This window comes from Burkholderia sp. E168m22, assembly GCF_001319805.1.
Lineage (GTDB): Bacteria > Pseudomonadota > Gammaproteobacteria > Burkholderiales > Burkholderiaceae > Burkholderia > Burkholderia orbicola.
This window is the reverse complement of the sequence record NZ_BBSK01000011.1, coordinates 135,172-153,154: the sequence shown is the minus strand read 5'-3', so window position 1 is coordinate 153,154 and position 17,983 is coordinate 135,172. Positions and strand designations below refer to the sequence as shown.

Below are 17,983 nucleotides of genomic sequence, written 5' to 3'. Positions count from 1 at the left end.
TTATCGATGCGCGAATCGCGCACCCGTCTCGCTCACGCGGGAAACACACCCGTGGACAGATAGCGGTCGCCACGATCGCAGACGATGAACACGATCGTCGCATTCTCGACCTGACGCGCGATGCGCATCGCGACTTCGCATGCGCCGCCCGACGAAATGCCCGCGAAAATGCCTTCGACCGCCGCGAGCCGGCGCGTCATCGTTTCCGATGCAGCCTGGCTCACGCTCTCGACGCGGTCGACACGGCTGCGATCGAAGATGGTCGGCATGTATGCTTCCGGCCATTTGCGGATGCCCGGAATACGCGAGCCGTCTTCCGGCTGCGCACCGACGATCTCGATCGCCGGATTCTGTTCCTTCAGATAGCGCGACGTGCCCATGATGGTGCCCGTCGTGCCCATGGCGGACACGAAGTGCGTGATGCGCCCTTCGGTATCGCGCCAGATCTCCGGCCCCGTTGCTTCGTAGTGCGCGACGGGATTGTCGGGGTTGCCGAACTGGTCGAGGATCACGCCCTTGCCTTCACGCTGCATCTGCTCCGCGAGGTCGCGCGCCAGCTCCATCCCGCCCTTCACCGGCGTCAGGATGATCTCGGCACCATAAGCGGCCATGCTCTGGCGGCGCTCGACCGACAGATCCTCCGGCATGATCAGCACCATCTTGTAGCCGCGGATCGCCGCGGCCATCGCGAGCGCGATGCCCGTGTTGCCGCTCGTTGCCTCGATCAGCGTATCACCCGGCTTGATGCGCCCGCGCGCCTCGGCCTTGCTGATCATCGACAGCGCCGGGCGATCCTTCACGGAGCCGGCCGGATTGTTGCCCTCGAGCTTCGCGAGCAGCACGTTGTTGCGGGCGCGAATCTCGTCGTCCGGCAGGCGGACCAGTTGCACGAGCGGCGTATTGCCGATCGTGTCTTCGATAGTTTTGTAAGCCATGGATATACCGTGAGTGCGAGGCCGATCAATCGATCGATTGTAAACCAGCACCGGCACCCGCGCCGGCAACCCCATTGCGACGATGGAATACGCGTGCCGCGCGGTTCGCGTTTCGCCACGCACGCCGCCCCACGCAAAAAACCCGCGGCATGCCGCGGGAAGCCGTCGCAACGACGGCGACTGAAGGAGCGCTTGTGTCGGTTGCGTGACGCGTTATTTCTGCGCGGTGCGGGCCGGTGCGGCGGCAGGCTTCGCTGCCGCCGGTTTGGCCGCGGCCGACGGCGTAGCGCTCGTACCCGCCGCCGCACCGATCGTCAAACCTTCCTGCTGAAGCCGCTCGACGGTATGCCCGCCCATGCCCTTCACGCGCGTGGCGAGATCGTCCGCATTCCTGAACGGACCGCGTGCGCCGCGCTCGTCGAGAATCGCCTTGGCCCGCGCCGGGCCGATGCCCTTGATGCCGACGAGCGCATCCTCGTTCGCGGTGTTGACGTCGACGGCCGCCCAGGCCGACGCGACTGCGCCGAGCATGACCGCTGCGGCAAACCATTTCCTGATCATGTGCTGGATCTCCGAAGAAAAACGGCCGGCGGCTGCCGACCGTGAGACCCAGTCTATCGATGCAACGCTTCGGTTTAAACCTGGCCGGATAGCCAACGCACGTAGCGGTCGACGCCTTCCTGCACGGTCAGGAACGGTGCGTCGTAGCCAGCCGCGCGCAGTTTCGTCTGGTCGGCCTGCGTGAAGCACTGGTACTTGCCGCGCAGCGCATCGGGGAACGGCACGTATTCGATCAACCCCTGCTCGACCTGCTGCGCGAGCGTCAGCGGCGCCTGATTGTCGAGCGCGCGCAGCGTGTTCACGACCGTCGACGCGATATCGTTGAACGGCTGCGCCCGGCCCGTGCCGAGGTTGAAGATGCCCGACTTCTCCGGATGATCGAAGAAGAACAGGTTCACCTTGGTCACGTCCTCGACCGACACGAAATCGCGCGTCTGCTCGCCCGGCGCATAACCGTTGTACTCGCCGAACAGCTTCACCTTGCCTTCCGCGCGGAACTGGTTGAAGTTGTGGAACGCGACCGACGCCATGCGGCCCTTGTGCGTCTCGCGCGGGCCGTACACGTTGAAATAGCGGAAACCCGCGATCTGGCTCTTCGCGCTCGGCAGCACACGACGGATCACCTGGTCGAACAGGAACTTCGAATAGCCGTACACGTTCAGCGGCGCCTCGACGTCGCGCTCCTCGACGAAACGCGTCGAGCCGCCGTAGATCGCGGCCGACGACGCATACAGGAACTGCGTGCCCTGCGCGAGGCAGGTATCGAGCACCGCGCGGCTGTAGCGGAAGTTGTTGTCCATCATGTAGCGGCCGTCGGTTTCCATCGTGTCCGAACAGGCGCCTTCATGAAATACCGCGCGTACCTTGCCGAAATCGCCGCGCGCGAAGCGTTCGACGAATTCGGTCTTGTCGAGATAGTCGTCGATCTCGCAGTCGACGAGATTGCGGAACTTGTCCGCGCGGGTCAGGTTGTCGACCGCGATGATGCGCGTCTCGCCGCGCTCGTTGAGCGCCTTGACGATGTTCGCGCCGATAAAACCGGCTGCGCCGGTGACGATGAGGGTCATGATCGTCCTGCCTGAAAAGTGCGAGCCACTCGTGCGGCGCGCTCGTCGCGCCGCCGAATGCGCTCAGTGAAACAGTTCGTCGTAATCCACCGTGGCCGTGCCGAGCTTGCCGACCACGATGCCTGCCGCGCGATTCGCGAGCACCACGGCGTCGACGAGCGGCACACCGGCGCCGAGCATCGTCGCGACCGTCGCGATCACGGTGTCGCCCGCGCCCGACACGTCGAACACTTCGCGCGCGAGCGCCGGCGCATGCAGTTCGCCACCCGCGGAAAAGAGCGTCATGCCCTCTTCCGAACGGGTGAGCAGCAGCGCGTCGATGCCGAGCTCCGCACGCAGATTCGCGACGCGCGCGCGCAGGTCGTCTTCCGATTTCCACTGCCCGACCACCTCGCGCAACTCCGCGCGGTTCGGCGTGATCAGCGATGCGCCGCGATAGCGTGCCCAGTCGTCGCCCTTCGGGTCGACCAGCACCGCCTTGCCGGCCGCGCGCGCCTTCTCGATCATCGTCGTGACGTGCGTCAGGCCGCCTTTCGCGTAATCCGACATCAGCACGACGTCGTGCTGCGGCAGCAGCGCATCGAAGCGCGCGAGCCCCGCGAGCAGCACCTCGTGCGTCGGCGTCGCCTCGAAGTCCACGCGCAACAGTTGCTGCTGGCGCGCGAGCACGCGCAGCTTGATCGTGGTCGGGAGTGCCGGGTCGCGCTCGAGATGGGGCGTCACGCCGCTGCTGCCGAGCAGCTCGACGATCCGCTCGCCCGGTTCGTCGCAACCGACGACGCACAGCAGGCCGGCCTGGCCGCCGAGCGTCACGGCATTGCGCGCGACGTTGGCCGCGCCGCCGAGCCGCTCCTCCTGACGCTGCACGTGCACGACCGGCACCGGCGCTTCAGGCGAAATGCGATCGACGTTGCCGAACCAGTAACGGTCGAGCATCACGTCGCCGACGACGAGCACACGCGAGCGCGCGAGTTGCTCGCGCGGCACCGGAACGACTTCGCGAAGAGTATTCATCGTACGTTCAGCCACGGGAGGACGACTGGGGATCGACATACGGCCGGCCGATCGCGTAATAGTCGATGCCAAGCTCGGCCATCGCATCCGGCTCGTACAGGTTGCGCCCGTCGAAGATCACCGGCGCCTTCAGCTCGGCCTTCAGGCGCGTGAAATCGGGGCTGCGGAATTCCTTCCATTCGGTGACGATCACGAGGGCGTCCGCGCCCGTGACCGCGGCGTCCTGCGTGTCGACGAGATGCAGCCGCGCCAGCGCCTTCGCATCGTCGCCGAAATCCAGCGCGAACACGCGCCGCGCTTCGTCGACCGCAACCGGATCGTAGGCGCGCACGGTCGCACCGCGTTCGAGCAGCGCGGCGATCAGGCGGCGGCTCGGCGCCTCGCGCATGTCGTCGGTGTTCGGCTTGAACGCGAGCCCCCAGACCGCGAACTCGCGGCCCGTCAGGTCGACGCCGAAGCGCTGCTCGATCTTGCCGATCAGCACGTCCTTCTGCGCATGGTTGGCGGCCTCGACGGCCTCCAGGATACGCAGCGGCTGGCCGTTCTCGCCGGCGGTGCGGATCAGCGCCTGCACGTCCTTCGGGAAGCACGAGCCGCCGTAGCCGACGCCGGCATACAGGAAGTGATAGCCGATGCGCGGATCGGAGCCGATCCCGCGGCGCACGGCCTCGATGTCGGCGCCGACCTTGTCGGCGAGATTCGACATCTCGTTCATGAACGAGATGCGCGTCGCGAGCATCGCGTTCGCCGCATACTTCGCGAATTCCGCCGAACGCACGTCCATGTAGATCGTGCGTTCGTGGTTGCGGTTGAACGGCGCGTAGAGCTTCTTCATCTTCTCGCGCGCGATCGTGCCGGTTTCGTCGTCGTCGACACCGATGATGATCCGGTCCGGGCGCATGAAGTCCTCGACCGCCGCGCCTTCCTTCAGGAATTCCGGGTTCGACACGACCGAGAAGCGATGCGCGACGCTGCCCGCGAGCCCGCGTGCGGCAAGCGCCTCGTCGACCACGCCGTGCACGCGCCGCGCGGTGCCGACCGGCACCGTCGACTTGTCGACGATCACCTTGAAGCCCGTCATGTGGCGGCCGATGTTGCGCGCGGCCTCGAGCACGTATTGCAGGTCGGCCGAGCCGTCCTCGTCGGGCGGCGTGCCGACGGCGATGAACTGGATCTCGCCATGCGCGACGCTCGCCTCGATGTCGGTCGAGAAACGCAGGCGCCCCGCCGTGCGGTTGCGCGCGATGATGTCCAGCAGCCCCGGTTCGTGAATCGGCATCCCGCCGTTGTTCAGGATGTCGATCTTGCGCGGATCGACGTCGAGACAGAAGACGTCGTGACCGATCTCCGCGAGGCAGGCGCCCGTGACGAGGCCGACATAGCCGGTGCCGATGATGGTGATTTTCATAGATGTTCCGGTACTTCCCGGTAATTGACTAACTTGGCCGCCGGGACGAGCCCGGCGGCAACCGCAGCGCGTTGGCTCCGCGTGCCGGGATCAGCCCGGCATCGCAGGTTCGACGCGGCGCGGCGCATAGGTTTCCCAGCCGCTGCATCCGGGGCACTGCCAGTAGAAGAGCCGTGCCCGGAAACCGCAATTCTGGCACGTATACCGTGGCAGATTTTTCGTGCGCTGCTTGATCAGCGCACGCATCATTTCAAGTTCCTTACGACGCGGCTCCTCGGCCGCCGCGATCTGCGCATCGAGCAGGTGCAGCATCCCCGACAGGTTCGGCGACTTTTCCATCTGCGTGCGCGCGAGTGTGTGCGCCGCATCCTGGCCGCGCAACCCGGCGATATGCTGATAGGCGATGTCGAGCAGGTCGTTCGACGGATAACGATCGACGTACCCCATCAGCAGTTCGGCGCCTTCAGCGTTCTTGCCGAGCGCGACGTACGCCTTCATCAGCTTGTCGGCGACGAGCGGCAGATATGCCGGGTTCTGCGCTTCGACGCGCTTCCAGTGCTCGATCGCGGCCGCGTGGTCGCCCGCTGCTTCCGCCGCGTCGCCGGACAGCACCGTCGCACGGACGTTCTGCGGATTCACGGTCAGCGCGAGGCGCAACTGTTCGGCCGCCGCAGCAGCATTCTTGCGCTGCAGCGCGTCCTGCGCGAGTTCGCAGTGAAACTGCGCAATTTCGACGCCGAGCGGCTTGTCGCTCATCGATTCGATGCGCTTCGCCGTGTCGATCGACTTGTTCCAGTCCTTCTCGATCTCGTAGATCGTCAGCAGCGCCCGCTGCGCACCCAGTGCGTAGTCGCCGTCCGCGAGCTTGTGGAACGCCTCTTCGGCGCGATCCAGCAGGCCGGCTTTCAGGAAATCCTGCCCCAGTTCGTACAGCGCGTGGTCGCGCTCGTTGACCGGCAGGTCGGTGCGGCTCAGCAGGTTCTGGTGCACGCGGATCGCGCGGTCGGTCTCGCCACGACGGCGAAACAGGTTGCCGAGCGCGAAGTGCAGCTCGACCGTTTCGGGATCGAGCTTGGCCACCTCGATGAACGCATCGATCGCCTTGTCGGGTTGTTCGTTCAACAGAAAATTGAGGCCGCGAAAATACGAGCGCGGCAGGTTGGCACTCTCCGACAGGAGATTCTTCAGGTCATAGCGTGACGCCGCCCAACCGAGCGCAAACGCGACCGGAATCGCGAGCAACCACCAGAAATCCAGATCCATGCGAAATATCGAAGCAGAGACGAAAACCGCGCGATGATCGCGCGGCGTCCGTGTTAAATGACGGGCGGCATCGGCGGCTGGTCGATGACGGCGGGCGTTTCGCGCGCCGCACGCAGATCGCGCTTCAAACGCCCGTTCTCGAGACGCAGCCGGAAGATCGAAGGCAGCGCGGACAGCAGGCCGGCCAGCAGCCCCACGGCGAAGAATGCCAGGCCGATCAGGATCAGCGGCGCTTGCCATGCGTAGCCGGCAACGAAATTCAGCGTCGCGGTTTGTGTATTGGCCAGCGCAAGCACCAGCAGCAGGACGAACACCAATACCCGGATCAGCCAGACGATAAACTTCATGAAGCCCTCTCTTTGTTGAGGTTTGCCGCGGCGCGCGACTCCCCTTCGTCGCACCGAATCGACCCGTATTGTAAAGGAAGCGTTTCCGCGGCTGCGCACATCCTGTGCGCGGCGTTGCGCATCGCTGGACGGAAATGAAAAAAGCGCCCGCAAGGGGCGCTTTTCTTTTCAGCCTTCGCCGGACAGGTTCCGGGCACACCGAACGACGCTCAACGGTCGTCGTCCGGATCGTCAGCCTTCAGCGGTTCACCGGCGCGGCCGTCGACGCGTTCACGCAATTCCTTGCCAGGTTTGAAGTGCGGCACGAATTTCTCGGGCACCTGCACTTTCTCCCCCGACTTCGGGTTGCGTCCGACGCGCGCCGGGCGACGATTGAGGCCAAAGCTGCCGAAACCCCGAATTTCAATGCGATGCCCTTTCGCCAGGGCGTCGGACATCGCATCGAGCATCGTTTTCACCGCGAAATCCGCATCCTTGAGGACAAGTTGCGGAAATCGCGATGCCAGCTGCGCGACCAACTCGGATTTGGTCATACTTCAGCAGACCTCGTAAGGCTTACTGGTTCTGGCCGTCGAGCTTCGCCTTCAGCAGCGCGCCGAGGTTGGTCGTACCGGTCGCAGCAGCGCTGGAGTCCGACTGCAGGCCGCGGATCGCTTCCTGTTGTTCGGCCGAATCCTTCGCCTTGATCGACAGGTTGATGCCGCGCGACTTGCGATCGATGTTGATCACCATCGCGTTGACCTTGTCGCCTTCCTTCAGCACGTTGCGTGCATCTTCGACGCGATCCTGCGAGATTTCCGACGCGCGCAGGTAGCCTTCGATGTCGCCCGTCAGCGTGACGACCGCACCCTTCGCATCGACCGTCTTCACGACGCCGTCGACGATCGAGCCCTTGTCGTTCATTGCAACGTAGTTGCTGAACGGGTCGCCTTCGAGCTGCTTGATGCCGAGCGAAATGCGCTCCTTCTCGACGTCGATACCGAGCACGATTGCTTCGACTTCGTCGCCCTTCTTGTACTTGCGAACGGCTTCTTCGCCGGCTTCGCTCCACGACAGGTCCGACAGGTGGACCAGGCCGTCGATGCCGCCCGGCAGACCGATGAACACGCCGAAGTCGGTGATCGACTTGATTGCGCCCGTGATCTTGTCGCCCTTCTTGAAGTTGCGGCTGAAGTCATCCCACGGATTCGGCTTGCACTGCTTCATGCCGAGGCTGATACGACGACGGTCTTCGTCGATCTCGAGGACCATGACTTCGACTTCGTCGCCCAGCTGGACAACCTTCGACGGCGCAACGTTCTTGTTGGTCCAGTCCATTTCCGACACGTGGACGAGGCCTTCGATGCCCGATTCCACTTCGACGAATGCGCCGTAGTCGGTGATGTTCGTGACCTTGCCGAACAGGCGCGTGCCCGACGGGTAACGGCGCGAGATGCCTTCCCACGGATCGTCGCCCAGTTGCTTGATGCCCAGCGAGACGCGGTTCTTCTCTTGGTCGAACTTGAGGATCTTCGCGGTGACTTCCTGGCCAACCGACAGGACTTCGCTCGGGTGACGCACACGACGCCATGCGATGTCGGTGATGTGCAGCAGGCCGTCGATGCCGCCGAGGTCGACGAACGCGCCGTAGTCGGTGATGTTCTTGACCACGCCGTTGACGATCGCGCCTTCCTTCAGCGTCTCGAGCAGCTTCGCGCGCTCTTCGCCTTGGGTTGCTTCGATCACTGCACGACGCGACAGCACGACGTTGTTACGCTTGCGATCGAGCTTGATCACGCGGAACTCGAGCGTCTTGCCTTCGTACGGGGTCGTGTCCTTGACCGGACGCGTGTCGACCAGCGAACCCGGCAGGAACGCGCGGATGCCGTTGACCATCACGGTCATGCCGCCCTTCACCTTGCCGGTGATCGTGCCGGTGACGAGCTCGTTGTTGTCGAGCGCCTTTTCCAGCGACAGCCACGATGCAAGGCGCTTCGCCTTGTCGCGCGACAGGATCGTGTCGCCGTAGCCGTTTTCGAGTGCGTCGATCGCGACGGACACGAAATCGCCCGACTGCACCTCAACCTCGCCCTGATCGTTCAGGAATTCCTCGATCGGAATGTAAGCCTCGGACTTCAGGCCTGCATTGACGACCACGAAGTTGTGGTCGACGCGCACGACTTCGGCGGAAATCACTTCGCCGGCGCGCATGTCTTGGCGGGTCAGCGACTCTTCGAACAGAGCCGCAAAGGATTCGGTATTCGGGGTGGAGGTTTGCAGGTCGGACATAAAAATCTGATTGTGCATGGCTCGCTGTGCCACGCCGGCCGGAATGGCAGGCTGAAAGGGCCAGATCGAGGACCACACGGGGTTAAGGGTTCGAAACACGCTCCGCGCTTGCGACGCGGAGCACCTACCGCTGCTCGCCTTCTCAGGCGGGCTGGCCGAGCGCCCGGTACCACTGCAGCACCTGGTCGACGGCTTCATCGACCGAAAGTGCCGACGTATCGAGCAGCTTGGCGTCTGCCGCAGGCTTCAGCGGCGCGGCCGCGCGATTGCTGTCGCGCGCGTCACGTTCACGAAGATCCCGGAGCAAGTCATCTATATTAGCAGAAAAACCTTTTTGCATCAATTGCTTATGCCGCCTGGTCGCGCGTGCCTCGGCGCTGGCCGTCAGGAACACCTTCAGGACGGCGTCCGGGAAGATCACCGTGCCCATGTCGCGGCCGTCCGCCACGAGGCCCGGCGTCTTGCGGAACGCCCGCTGGCGCGCGACGAGCGCGGTGCGCACGGGGCCGTGCACGGCAATCGCCGACGCGCGGTTGCCGACCGCTTCGGCACGAATGTCGTTCGACACGTCGACGCCGTCGAGCTGCGCGCAACCTTCACGGAACGTGATGTGCAGATCGTCGATCAGCTTCACCAGCGCGTCGATGTCTTCCGCGGCGATGCCGTAGCGCACGCTCGCGAGCGCCGCGAGCCGGTACAGCGCGCCGCTGTCGAGCAGGTGAAAACCGAGGTGCGCGGCGACGAGCGCCGCGACGGTGCCCTTGCCGGAAGCAGTCGGGCCGTCGATCGTGATGACGGGAGTCGGGTGAAAGGGTCGGGTCGATTTCATCGGAACAGTCGGGTCAGGCCTTGGCGAGCGCGGCGAAGCGGTCGAAATAGTCGGGGAACGTCTTGCCGACGCACTTCGGATCGTTGATCCGCACGGGCACGCCGCCCAGGCTCACGAGCGAGAAGCACATCGCCATCCGGTGATCGTCGTACGTATCGATCGCCGCGTTCGGCGTGAGCTTTTCCGGCGGCGTGACGACGAGATAGTCGGGGCCTTCCTCGACGATCGCGCCGACCTTGCGCAACTCGGTCGCCATCGCGGCGATGCGGTCGGTCTCCTTCACACGCCAGCTCGCGATGTTGCGCAGCGTGCTCGTGCCGTTCGCGAACAGCGCCGCGACCGCGATGGTCATCGCCGCGTCGGGAATCAGGTTGAAGTCCATGTCGATCGGCTCGAGCTTGCCGTGATCGTGGCCGATGCCGCGCACGTCGATCCAGTCGTCGCCCATCGTCACGTTCGCGCCCATCTGCATCAGCGCATTCGCGAAACCGACGTCACCCTGGATACTCGCCCGCCCCACGCCTTCGACCCGCAGCGGGCCGCCGCCGAGCGCGCCGGCCGCGAGGAAATACGACGCGGACGACGCGTCGCCCTCGACCATGATTCGCCCCGGCGAGCGGTAGCGGACGCCGGCCGGCACCACGAAGCGCTGCCAGCCATCGCGCTCGACGGTCACGCCGAAGCGCTCCATCAGCCGGATCGTGATGTCGATGTACGGTTTCGAGATCAGCTCGCCGTCGACTTCGACGACGGTCCGGCCATCCTTCGACTTCACGAGCGGCAGCGTCATCAGGAGCGCGGTGAGGAACTGGCTCGACACGTCACCGCGCACGCGGATCGGCGCATCGACCGAAATCGTCGCGGGCTTGATCCGCAGCGGCGGGTAACCTTCGTTCAGCTCGTAGTCGATCTGCGCGCCGATCTGGCGCAGGCCGTCGACGAGATCGCCGATCGGCCGCTCGTGCATGCGCGGCACGCCGTGCACGCGGTAGTCGCCGCCGTTCACCGCGAGTGCGGCGGTCAGCGGCCGCACGGCCGTGCCCGCGTTGCCGAGGAACAGATCGGCCGTCTTCGCGGTGAACGCGCCGCGCGTGCCGGTGACGACACAGGTGTCGCCATCGCGCGCGAGCTTCACGCCGAGCTTGCCGAGTGCGTCGAGCATCACGCGCGTGTCGTCGGAGTCGAGCAGGTTGGTGATCGTCGTTTCGCCTTCGGCGAGCGCCGCGAGCAGCAACACGCGGTTCGAAATGCTCTTCGAGCCGGGCAGGCGCACGGTGCCCGATGCGCTGGAGTACGGGCCGAGATCGAGGTAGTCCATGGGAATCGTCCTGTTATTTCTTGACCGGTTCGGCAGCGGGTGTGCCGCCGCGTTCCTGCCATGCCTTGCGTGCGGCGCGCGAGCGCGTGAATACGGCTTCGAGCGCCGCGCCGTCGCCGGCATCGATCGCCGCGCGCAGCCGCGTGAGCACGCGCGTGTAGCCGTCGAGTTCGTCGAGCAGCGCCGCGCGGTTCGCGACGCACACATCGCGCCACATTTCCGGGTTCGACGCCGCGATGCGCGTGAAATCGCGGAAACCGCCGGCCGCGTACGAGAATTTCAGCTCCGCGTCGGCCTCGCCGAGAATCTGCTCGACGAGCGCGAACGACAGCACGTGCGGCAGATGGCTGATCGACGCGAATACGCGATCGTGCTGTTCGGTGCTCATCATGCGCACGTCGGCGCCGGTCGCGCGCCACATCGCGTCGATCCTGGCCACCGCGTCGGGCGCGTTCTCCGGCAGCGGGCACAGCACGACGTTGCGGCCGACGTAGAGGTCCGGCAACGCCGCCTCGACGCCGCTCGACTCGCGCCCCGCGATCGGATGACCCGGCACGAACTGCGCGATCCGCGCGCCGAGCGCGTCGCGCGCGGCCGCGACGACATCGGACTTAGTGCTGCCCGCATCGGTGACGATCGTCGCGCCGTCGAGCCACGGGGCGATGCGCGCGAGCAACGGGCCCGTCTGCGCGACGGGCGCGGCCAGCAAGACGAGATCGGCGCCGGCGAGCGCGTCGCGCAACTGCGCGTCGTCGTCGAGCGCCGCCGCGCGATCGATCACGCCGAGCGACAGCGCGCGCTCGACCGACGCGCGCGAACGGCCCACGCCGACGATCTCGCCCGCGCCGCCCGGCGCGCGCTCGCGCAGCGCGCAGGCCAGCGATCCGCCGATCAGGCCGACGCCGAAGATGACCAGTTTGTTGAATGCAAAGCCTGACACGACAAGAGCCAAGTTACGCGTGCAGGACGACGCCCCGCATGCGGAATTCCAGATTCCGGGCAACGGGCGCGCACCCGGCGCAACCTGCACCGGATACCGCCCGAACCCGCCTTCGGCAGCGCCGACCGGCCTGCCCTGCCCGCCCGGCCACGACGCCTGCCCCAAGCAGGCGACGGGCCGCCGCGTATCAGCGTGCGCGCGGATACGAACCGAGTACCTTCAGGAACGCGGCCTTCTGGCCGAGTTCCGCCAGCGCGGCCGCCACCGCCGCATCGTCGCGGTGCCCTTCGATGTCGATGTAGAAGTAGTACTCCCACGTGCCGACGCGCGCCGGACGCGACTCGAAGCGCGTCATCGACACGCCGTGCCGCGCGAGCGGCTCGAGCAGCTTGAACACGGCGCCCGGCTCGTTCTTCACCGACACGATCAGCGACGTCTGGTCGTGACCGCTCTGGCCGGCCGGCTGCTTGCCGATGATCACGAAGCGCGTGCGGTTGTGCGGATCGTCCTGGATCAGCGAGAACGCGATCTGCAGGCCGTAATGCGCGGCTGCGCGGTCGCCCGCGATCGCGGCGACGGTCGGATCGGCTGCTGCGAGGCGCGCGGCCTCCGCGTTGCTCGCCACGGCCTGCCGCTCGAGCTGCGGCGCATTCGCCGCGAGCCACTGCTGGCATTGTGCAAGCGCCTGCGCATGCGCGCAGACACGCTTCACGCCGTCGAGCGTGCCGCTCTGCGTGAGCAGGTTGTGATGAATCGGCAGCGCGAGCTCGCCGCTAATCAGCAGTTGGGTCTGCAGCAGCAGGTCGAGCGTGCGCGATACGGCGCCTTCGGTCGAATTCTCGACCGGCGCGATGCCGAATGCCGACGCACCGGCCTCGACCGAGCGGAACACCTCGTCGATCGACGGGCAGGGCAGCCCTTCGATCGACTGGCCGAAATACTCGAACATCGCCTGTTCGCTATACGTGCCGACCGGCCCGAGGAACGCGACGTGGATCGTCTGCTCGAGCGCGCGGCTCGCGGCCATGATCTCGCGCCAGATGGCGCTGATGTGCTCGCTCGCGAGCGGCCCGGCGCTCATGTCCTGCAGCCGCGCGATCACCTGCAGCTCGCGCTCCGGCCGGAACACCGGCGCGTTGAAATGCTTCTTGACCTCGCCCACCTCGAGCGCCACCGCGGCGCGTTGGTTCAGGAGCGCGATCAGCTGCGCGTCGATCGCGTCGATGCGGTCGCGCAGCGGTTTCAGGCGGGAATTCAGTTCGTCGTCCATGCGTTTTGCCGTGCTGTTTGAACAGCGCCGCCGTCAGGCGCCGCGCTGCTCGAAGTCCTTCATGTACTCGACGAGCGCCTTCACGCCCTCGAGCGGCACCGCGTTGTAGATCGACGCCCGCATGCCGCCGACGGACTTGTGGCCCTTCAGCTGCAGCAGCCCGCGCGCCTTTGCGCCGGCAAGGAAGTCTTCGTTGCGCGTTTCGTCGGCCAGGAAAAACGGCACGTTCATCCGCGAACGTGCTGCCGGCTCGACCTTGTTCAGATAGAAGCTGCTCGCGTCGATCGTGTCGTAGAGCAGCTTCGATTTTTCGATGTTGCGGGCCTCGATCGCTTCGAGGCCACCCTGCCGCTTCAGCCACTGGAACACGAGGCCCGCGATGTAGATCGCGTAGGTGGGCGGCGTGTTGTACAGCGAGTTGTTCGCGGCGATGGTCTTCCATTCGAATGCGGACGGGCAGATCGACAGCGCGCGATCGAGCAGATCCTCGCGCACGATCACGACCGTCACGCCAGCCATCCCGATGTTCTTCTGCGCGCCGCCGAACAGCACGCCGTACTTCGCGACGTCCATCGGGCGCGACAGGATGTGCGACGAGACGTCGGCAACCAGCGGCACGTCGCCGAGATCCGGGATCTCGAACGTCTCGACGCCGTCGATCGTCTCGTTGGTGCACAGGTGCACGTAGGCCGGATCGTCCGACAGCTGCCATTCGGCGCGCGCGGGCGCACGCGTGAAGCCGGCCTCCGTCTTGCCGCTCGCGGCCAGATGCGGCGTGCAGAACTTCTTCGCCTCGCCGAACGATTTCTGCGACCACGAACCCGTCACGACGAAGTCGGCCGTCTTGCGCGCGCCGAGCAGGTTCATCGGCACGATCGCGTTTTCCGCGATGCCGCCGCCCTGCAGGAACAGGATCCGGTGGCTCGCCGGCACGCCGAGCAGGTCGCGCAGGTCGGTCAGCGCGGCCTCGTGGATCGACATGAATTCCTTGCCGCGATGGCTCATCTCCATCACGCTCATGCCGCTGCCGTGCCAGTCGAGCATTTCGTCGGCGGCCTGCCGCAGCACTTCCTCGGGCATCGCCGCAGGGCCGGCGGAGAAATTAAAGACGCGCATCGTGAAAACCTCGGGAGGGACGCGACCGGCTTGCCGCCGGCAAAACGCGCCAGAAAAGAAATGGCCGCTTGCGCTCGCGCGCAAACGGCCATTATCGCACTGTCGTCAGGCTCCCGCCAAACCCGGCCGAACGGCCGGGGGCGTGCCCGGACAGCTTACTTGCCCGGCTTGACTGCTGCGACTTCCTTGTCAGCCTGCGTACGCGTTGCCTGGATCGCTTGCGGCATGTACTTCTGCATCAGGCCGTTGACCACGTCGCGACCGACCTGATCCTGAACCTGGATGAACTTGCGGCCCGTCGGGCTCTTGTAGAACGTCGTCAGATCCTTGATCTCCGACGTACTGTAGTACTTCGCGTATGCGTCGTACTGAGCCGACATCGCGTCGCTCTGGAACTGTTGCGTGCCGAACACCTTGCCTGCGCCGTCGACCAGCTTCGGCACCGCGTTCTTCTGCAGCGTCGGAACGGCAGCCTGCTTCTGCTTGTCGTTCAGCGTCTTGTTTTCCGACAGCGCGTCCGACAGGATGGCCGGCACGAGTTGCTTGGCCTGCATTTCGGCGCTGTTGCCGATTGCCGACACGAGCTTCGGCGCGTCGATCGCGTCGAGCAGATCCTTGATCGCTGCCTTCTTGTCGGCGTCGATCGGCGCAGCTGCCGCCGGAGCTGCCGGTGCGGAATTCGACAGCGCTTGCGCCATCGCGAACGTCGGCACCAGTGCAGCCAGCAGAACCAGTTGCTTGAATTGCTTTTGCATCATCACTCCCTTTTGGAAATATGAATGGTTGCTCGCCGGCCGCGGCGCTTTTCGCCCGCGGCGGCCAGAGTCTCATCCGTTCTTCAGGCTTCGCCGTCCGACGCCTCGTCGGCCTCGCCCTCTCCCTCTTCGGCCTCCGCGATCTGCTGCAGGCCAGAGAGCTTGGTGCCCTCATCGAGACTGATGAGTGTAACACCTTGCGTGGCACGCCCCATCTCGCGAACCTCGGATACGCGGGTGCGAATCAACACGCCGGCCGTCGTGATCAGCATGATCTGATCCTCGGCGTCGACGAGCGTGGCAGCCACGACCTTGCCGTTGCGCTCGGACGTCTGGATCGCGATCATACCCTTCGTACCGCGGCCATGGCGCGTGTACTCGGTGATCGGCGTGCGCTTGCCGTAGCCGTTTTCGGTTGCGGTGAGCACGGTCTGCTCCTCGCTGCCGGCAACCAGCATCGCGATGACCTGCTGCCCGTCCTCGAGCTGCATGCCGCGCACGCCGCGCGCCTCGCGCCCCATCGGACGCACGTCGTTCTCGTCGAAACGCACGGCCTTGCCGGCGTCGGAGAACAGCATCACGTCGTGCGCGCCGTCGGTGATCGACGCACCGATCAGGTAGTCGCCCTCGTCGAGGCCGACCGCGATGATGCCCTTCTTCATCGGGCGGCTGAACGCTTCGAGCGGCGTCTTCTTCACGGTGCCGAGCGACGTCGCCATGAAGATGAACTTGTCGGCCGAGAATTCCTTGACCGGCAGCACGACGTTGATCTTCTCGCCTTCCTGCAGCGGGAACATGTTGACGATCGGGCGGCCGCGCGAGTTGCGCGAGCCCTGCGGCACTTCATAGACCTTGACCCAGTACACGCGGCCGCGGTTCGAGAAGCACAGGATGTAGTCGTGCGTGTTCGCGATGAAGAGCGTCTCGATCCAGTCGTCTTCCTTCATCTGCGTCGCCTGCTTGCCGCGACCGCCGCGCTTCTGCGCACGGTACTCGGACAGCGGCTGCGACTTCACGTAGCCCGCATGCGACATCGTGACGACCATGTCCTGCGGCGTGATCAGATCCTCGGTGTTCAGCTCGGTCGCGTTCAGCTCGATCTTCGAGCGGCGCGCATCACCGAATTCGGCCTTCACCGAGGTCAGCTCGTCGCCGATCATCGTCGTGATCCGCTCGGGGCGCGCAAGGATGTCCAGCAGGTCGGCGATCTGTGCCATCACGTCGCGGTACTCGCCGATGATCTTGTCCTGCTCGAGTCCGGTCAGGCGCTGCAGACGCATCTGCAGGATTTCCTGCGCCTGCGTGTCGGACAGGCGGTACAGCCCGTCGGCCTGCATCCCGAATGCCGGGTTCAGGCCTTCCGGACGGTACGCGGAGCGACCGCCGGCCGCCGCGTTCTCGCTCTCGGCGCGCGTCAGCATCTCGCGCACGAGCGACGAATCCCACGGCTTCGCCATCAGTTCCTGCTTCGCGATCGGCGGCGTCGGCGCGGCCTTGATGATCGCGATGAACTCGTCGATGTTCGCGAGCGCGACCGCGAGACCTTCGAGCACGTGGCCGCGTTCGCGGGCCTTGCGCAGTTCGTAGATCGTGCGGCGCGTCAGCACTTCGCGTCGGTGCGACAGGAAGCACTGCAGGATTTCCTTCAGGTTCAGCAGCTTCGGCTGGCCGTCGACGAGCGCGACCATGTTCATGCCGAACGTGTCCTGCAGCTGCGTCGCCTTGTACAGGTTGTTCAGCACCACTTCCGGCACTTCGCCGCGCTTGAGCTCGATCACGACGCGCATGCCGCTCTTGTCGGACTCGTCGCGGATGTCGGAGATGCCTTCGAGCTTCTTCTCGTTGACGAGCTCGGCGATCCGCTCGAGCAGCGAGCGCTTGTTCACCTGATACGGCAACTCGTCGACGATGATCGCCATCCGCTGGCCGCGGTCGATCTCCTCGAAGTGCGTGGCCGCCCGCATCACGACGCGGCCGCGCCCGGTGCGGTAGCCGTCGCGCACGCCGGCGACGCCGTAGATGATGCCGGCCGTCGGGAAGTCCGGCGCCGGAATGATCTCGATCAGCTCGTCGATCGTCGCTTCCGGGTTACCGAGCAGGTGCTGGCACGCGTCGACGACTTCGTTCAGGTTGTGCGGCGGGATGTTGGTCGCCATGCCGACCGCGATGCCCGACGAGCCGTTGATCAGCAGGTTCGGAATGCGCGACGGCAGGACCGACGGCTGCATTTCGTTGCCGTCGTAGTTCGGCTCGAAATCGACCGTTTCCTTGTCGATGTCGGCAAGCAGCTCGTGACCGATCTTCGCCATGCGAATTTCGGTGTAACGCATCGCCGCGGCATTGTCGCCGTCGATCGAGCCGAAGTTGCCCTGCCCGTCGATCAGCATGTAGCGCAGCGAGAAGTCCTGCGCCATCCGCACGATCGTGTCGTAGACCGCGGTATCGCCGTGAGGGTGATATTTACCGATCACGTCACCGACGATACGCGCCGACTTCTTGTACGCGCGGTTCCAGTCGTTGTTCAGTTCGTGCATCGCGAACAACACGCGCCGGTGCACGGGCTTGAGGCCATCGCGGACATCCGGGAGGGCACGTCCGACGATCACGCTCATCGCGTAATCGAGATACGAACGGCGCATTTCCTCCTCTAGGGAGGTGGGCAGGGTCTCTTTGGCGAATTGATCCATGTATCCGTATCGTTTCGGAGCGAAGACGGCGAACGCCTTTCGCGTGGGCGCTGCATGCGCAACGCAACGCGAGATTCTAACATGCGCCCATCAGCCGCCAATCCGCCTCCCCCTCTATATGTAAACAGCAAAAATCGCGGTCGCCGCGAATCGGCCGAAATCGCGTGCGACTCGACGTCGCAGGCGGTCGCCCCCGCGTTTCATG

Annotated in this window: 16 protein-coding genes; all 16 read right to left on the bottom strand. The window is 65.3% G+C overall.

Annotated features, from left to right (window positions below; all coding sequences use genetic code 11):
* Positions 1-32 precede the first annotated feature (32 nt).
* On the bottom strand, positions 33-935 hold the full coding sequence (gene cysM, locus AP428_RS02555) for a cysteine synthase CysM (protein WP_006476564.1): 903 nt from the start codon (positions 933-935) through the stop codon (positions 33-35).
* Positions 936-1,148: 213 nt separating this feature from the next.
* Complete coding sequence (locus tag AP428_RS02550) at positions 1,149-1,496, bottom strand: helix-hairpin-helix domain-containing protein (protein ID WP_023475825.1); 348 nt, start codon at positions 1,494-1,496, stop codon at positions 1,149-1,151.
* A gap of 74 nt (positions 1,497-1,570) precedes the next feature.
* Entirely contained in the window at positions 1,571-2,563 is a 993-nt protein-coding gene (rfaD, locus tag AP428_RS02545; RefSeq protein WP_006476566.1) for an ADP-glyceromanno-heptose 6-epimerase, read from the bottom strand.
* Positions 2,564-2,626: 63 nt separating this feature from the next.
* Complete coding sequence (rfaE1, locus tag AP428_RS02540) at positions 2,627-3,577, bottom strand: D-glycero-beta-D-manno-heptose-7-phosphate kinase (protein WP_011694215.1); 951 nt, start codon at positions 3,575-3,577, stop codon at positions 2,627-2,629.
* Between the two features lie 7 nt (positions 3,578-3,584).
* Positions 3,585-4,985, bottom strand: a complete 1,401-nt coding sequence (locus AP428_RS02535; RefSeq protein ID WP_054927516.1) for a UDP-glucose/GDP-mannose dehydrogenase family protein — start codon at positions 4,983-4,985, stop codon at positions 3,585-3,587.
* Positions 4,986-5,075: 90 nt separating this feature from the next.
* Entirely contained in the window at positions 5,076-6,248 is a 1,173-nt protein-coding gene (gene lapB, locus AP428_RS02530; protein ID WP_011544888.1) for a lipopolysaccharide assembly protein LapB, read from the bottom strand.
* A 53-nt stretch (positions 6,249-6,301) separates the two neighbouring features.
* A complete protein-coding gene (locus AP428_RS02525; RefSeq protein ID WP_012328123.1) occupies positions 6,302-6,595 on the bottom strand; it encodes a lipopolysaccharide assembly protein LapA domain-containing protein in 294 nt (97 codons plus the stop codon).
* A 209-nt stretch (positions 6,596-6,804) separates the two neighbouring features.
* Positions 6,805-7,128 (bottom strand): integration host factor subunit beta, encoded by a 324-nt coding sequence (locus AP428_RS02520; protein WP_011544886.1) that lies wholly within the window; start codon positions 7,126-7,128, stop codon positions 6,805-6,807.
* A 22-nt stretch (positions 7,129-7,150) separates the two neighbouring features.
* Positions 7,151-8,863: a 30S ribosomal protein S1 gene (gene rpsA, locus AP428_RS02515; protein WP_011544885.1), complete on the bottom strand. Its 1,713-nt coding sequence runs from the start codon at positions 8,861-8,863 to the stop codon at positions 7,151-7,153.
* A 142-nt stretch (positions 8,864-9,005) separates the two neighbouring features.
* Positions 9,006-9,692, bottom strand: coding sequence for a (d)CMP kinase (gene cmk, locus AP428_RS02510; RefSeq protein ID WP_006476573.1), 687 nt, complete (start codon positions 9,690-9,692; stop codon positions 9,006-9,008).
* Between the two features lie 13 nt (positions 9,693-9,705).
* The gene (aroA, locus tag AP428_RS02505; protein ID WP_054927515.1) at positions 9,706-11,010 is read right to left on the bottom strand and encodes a 3-phosphoshikimate 1-carboxyvinyltransferase; all 1,305 of its coding nucleotides are present in this window, start codon (positions 11,008-11,010) and stop codon (positions 9,706-9,708) included.
* Between the two features lie 13 nt (positions 11,011-11,023).
* Positions 11,024-11,950, bottom strand: a complete 927-nt coding sequence (locus AP428_RS02500) for a prephenate dehydrogenase/arogenate dehydrogenase family protein (protein ID WP_054927514.1) — start codon at positions 11,948-11,950, stop codon at positions 11,024-11,026.
* Between the two features lie 187 nt (positions 11,951-12,137).
* A complete protein-coding gene (pheA, locus tag AP428_RS02495; RefSeq protein WP_027807564.1) occupies positions 12,138-13,220 on the bottom strand; it encodes a prephenate dehydratase in 1,083 nt (360 codons plus the stop codon).
* A 33-nt stretch (positions 13,221-13,253) separates the two neighbouring features.
* Positions 13,254-14,336: a 3-phosphoserine/phosphohydroxythreonine transaminase gene (gene serC / locus AP428_RS02490; protein ID WP_006496544.1), complete on the bottom strand. Its 1,083-nt coding sequence runs from the start codon at positions 14,334-14,336 to the stop codon at positions 13,254-13,256.
* A gap of 155 nt (positions 14,337-14,491) precedes the next feature.
* Positions 14,492-15,091 carry a DUF2059 domain-containing protein gene (locus tag AP428_RS02485; RefSeq protein WP_006486966.1) on the bottom strand — a complete coding sequence of 200 codons (600 nt, stop codon included), beginning with the start codon at positions 15,089-15,091 and terminating at the stop codon, positions 14,492-14,494.
* A gap of 83 nt (positions 15,092-15,174) precedes the next feature.
* A complete protein-coding gene (gene gyrA / locus AP428_RS02480; RefSeq protein ID WP_054927513.1) occupies positions 15,175-17,778 on the bottom strand; it encodes a DNA gyrase subunit A in 2,604 nt (867 codons plus the stop codon).
* Between the last annotated feature and the right edge of the window lie 205 nt (positions 17,779-17,983).

Coding starts and splice junctions, on each gene's coding strand:
- cysM (WP_006476564.1), bottom strand. CDS start 935: ATGGCTTACAAAACTATCGAAGACACGATCGGCAATACGCCGCTCGTG.
- AP428_RS02550 (WP_023475825.1), bottom strand. CDS start 1,496: ATGATCAGGAAATGGTTTGCCGCAGCGGTCATGCTCGGCGCAGTCGCG.
- rfaD (WP_006476566.1), bottom strand. CDS start 2,563: ATGACCCTCATCGTCACCGGCGCAGCCGGTTTTATCGGCGCGAACATC.
- rfaE1 (WP_011694215.1), bottom strand. CDS start 3,577: ATGAATACTCTTCGCGAAGTCGTTCCGGTGCCGCGCGAGCAACTCGCG.
- AP428_RS02535 (WP_054927516.1), bottom strand. CDS start 4,985: ATGAAAATCACCATCATCGGCACCGGCTATGTCGGCCTCGTCACGGGC.
- lapB (WP_011544888.1), bottom strand. CDS start 6,248: ATGGATCTGGATTTCTGGTGGTTGCTCGCGATTCCGGTCGCGTTTGCG.
- AP428_RS02525 (WP_012328123.1), bottom strand. CDS start 6,595: ATGAAGTTTATCGTCTGGCTGATCCGGGTATTGGTGTTCGTCCTGCTG.
- AP428_RS02520 (WP_011544886.1), bottom strand. CDS start 7,128: ATGACCAAATCCGAGTTGGTCGCGCAGCTGGCATCGCGATTTCCGCAA.
- rpsA (WP_011544885.1), bottom strand. CDS start 8,863: ATGTCCGACCTGCAAACCTCCACCCCGAATACCGAATCCTTTGCGGCT.
- cmk (WP_006476573.1), bottom strand. CDS start 9,692: ATGAAATCGACCCGACCCTTTCACCCGACTCCCGTCATCACGATCGAC.
- aroA (WP_054927515.1), bottom strand. CDS start 11,010: ATGGACTACCTCGATCTCGGCCCGTACTCCAGCGCATCGGGCACCGTG.
- pheA (WP_027807564.1), bottom strand. CDS start 13,220: ATGGACGACGAACTGAATTCCCGCCTGAAACCGCTGCGCGACCGCATC.
- serC (WP_006496544.1), bottom strand. CDS start 14,336: ATGCGCGTCTTTAATTTCTCCGCCGGCCCTGCGGCGATGCCCGAGGAA.
- AP428_RS02485 (WP_006486966.1), bottom strand. CDS start 15,091: ATGCAAAAGCAATTCAAGCAACTGGTTCTGCTGGCTGCACTGGTGCCG.
- gyrA (WP_054927513.1), bottom strand. CDS start 17,778: ATGGATCAATTCGCCAAAGAGACCCTGCCCACCTCCCTAGAGGAGGAA.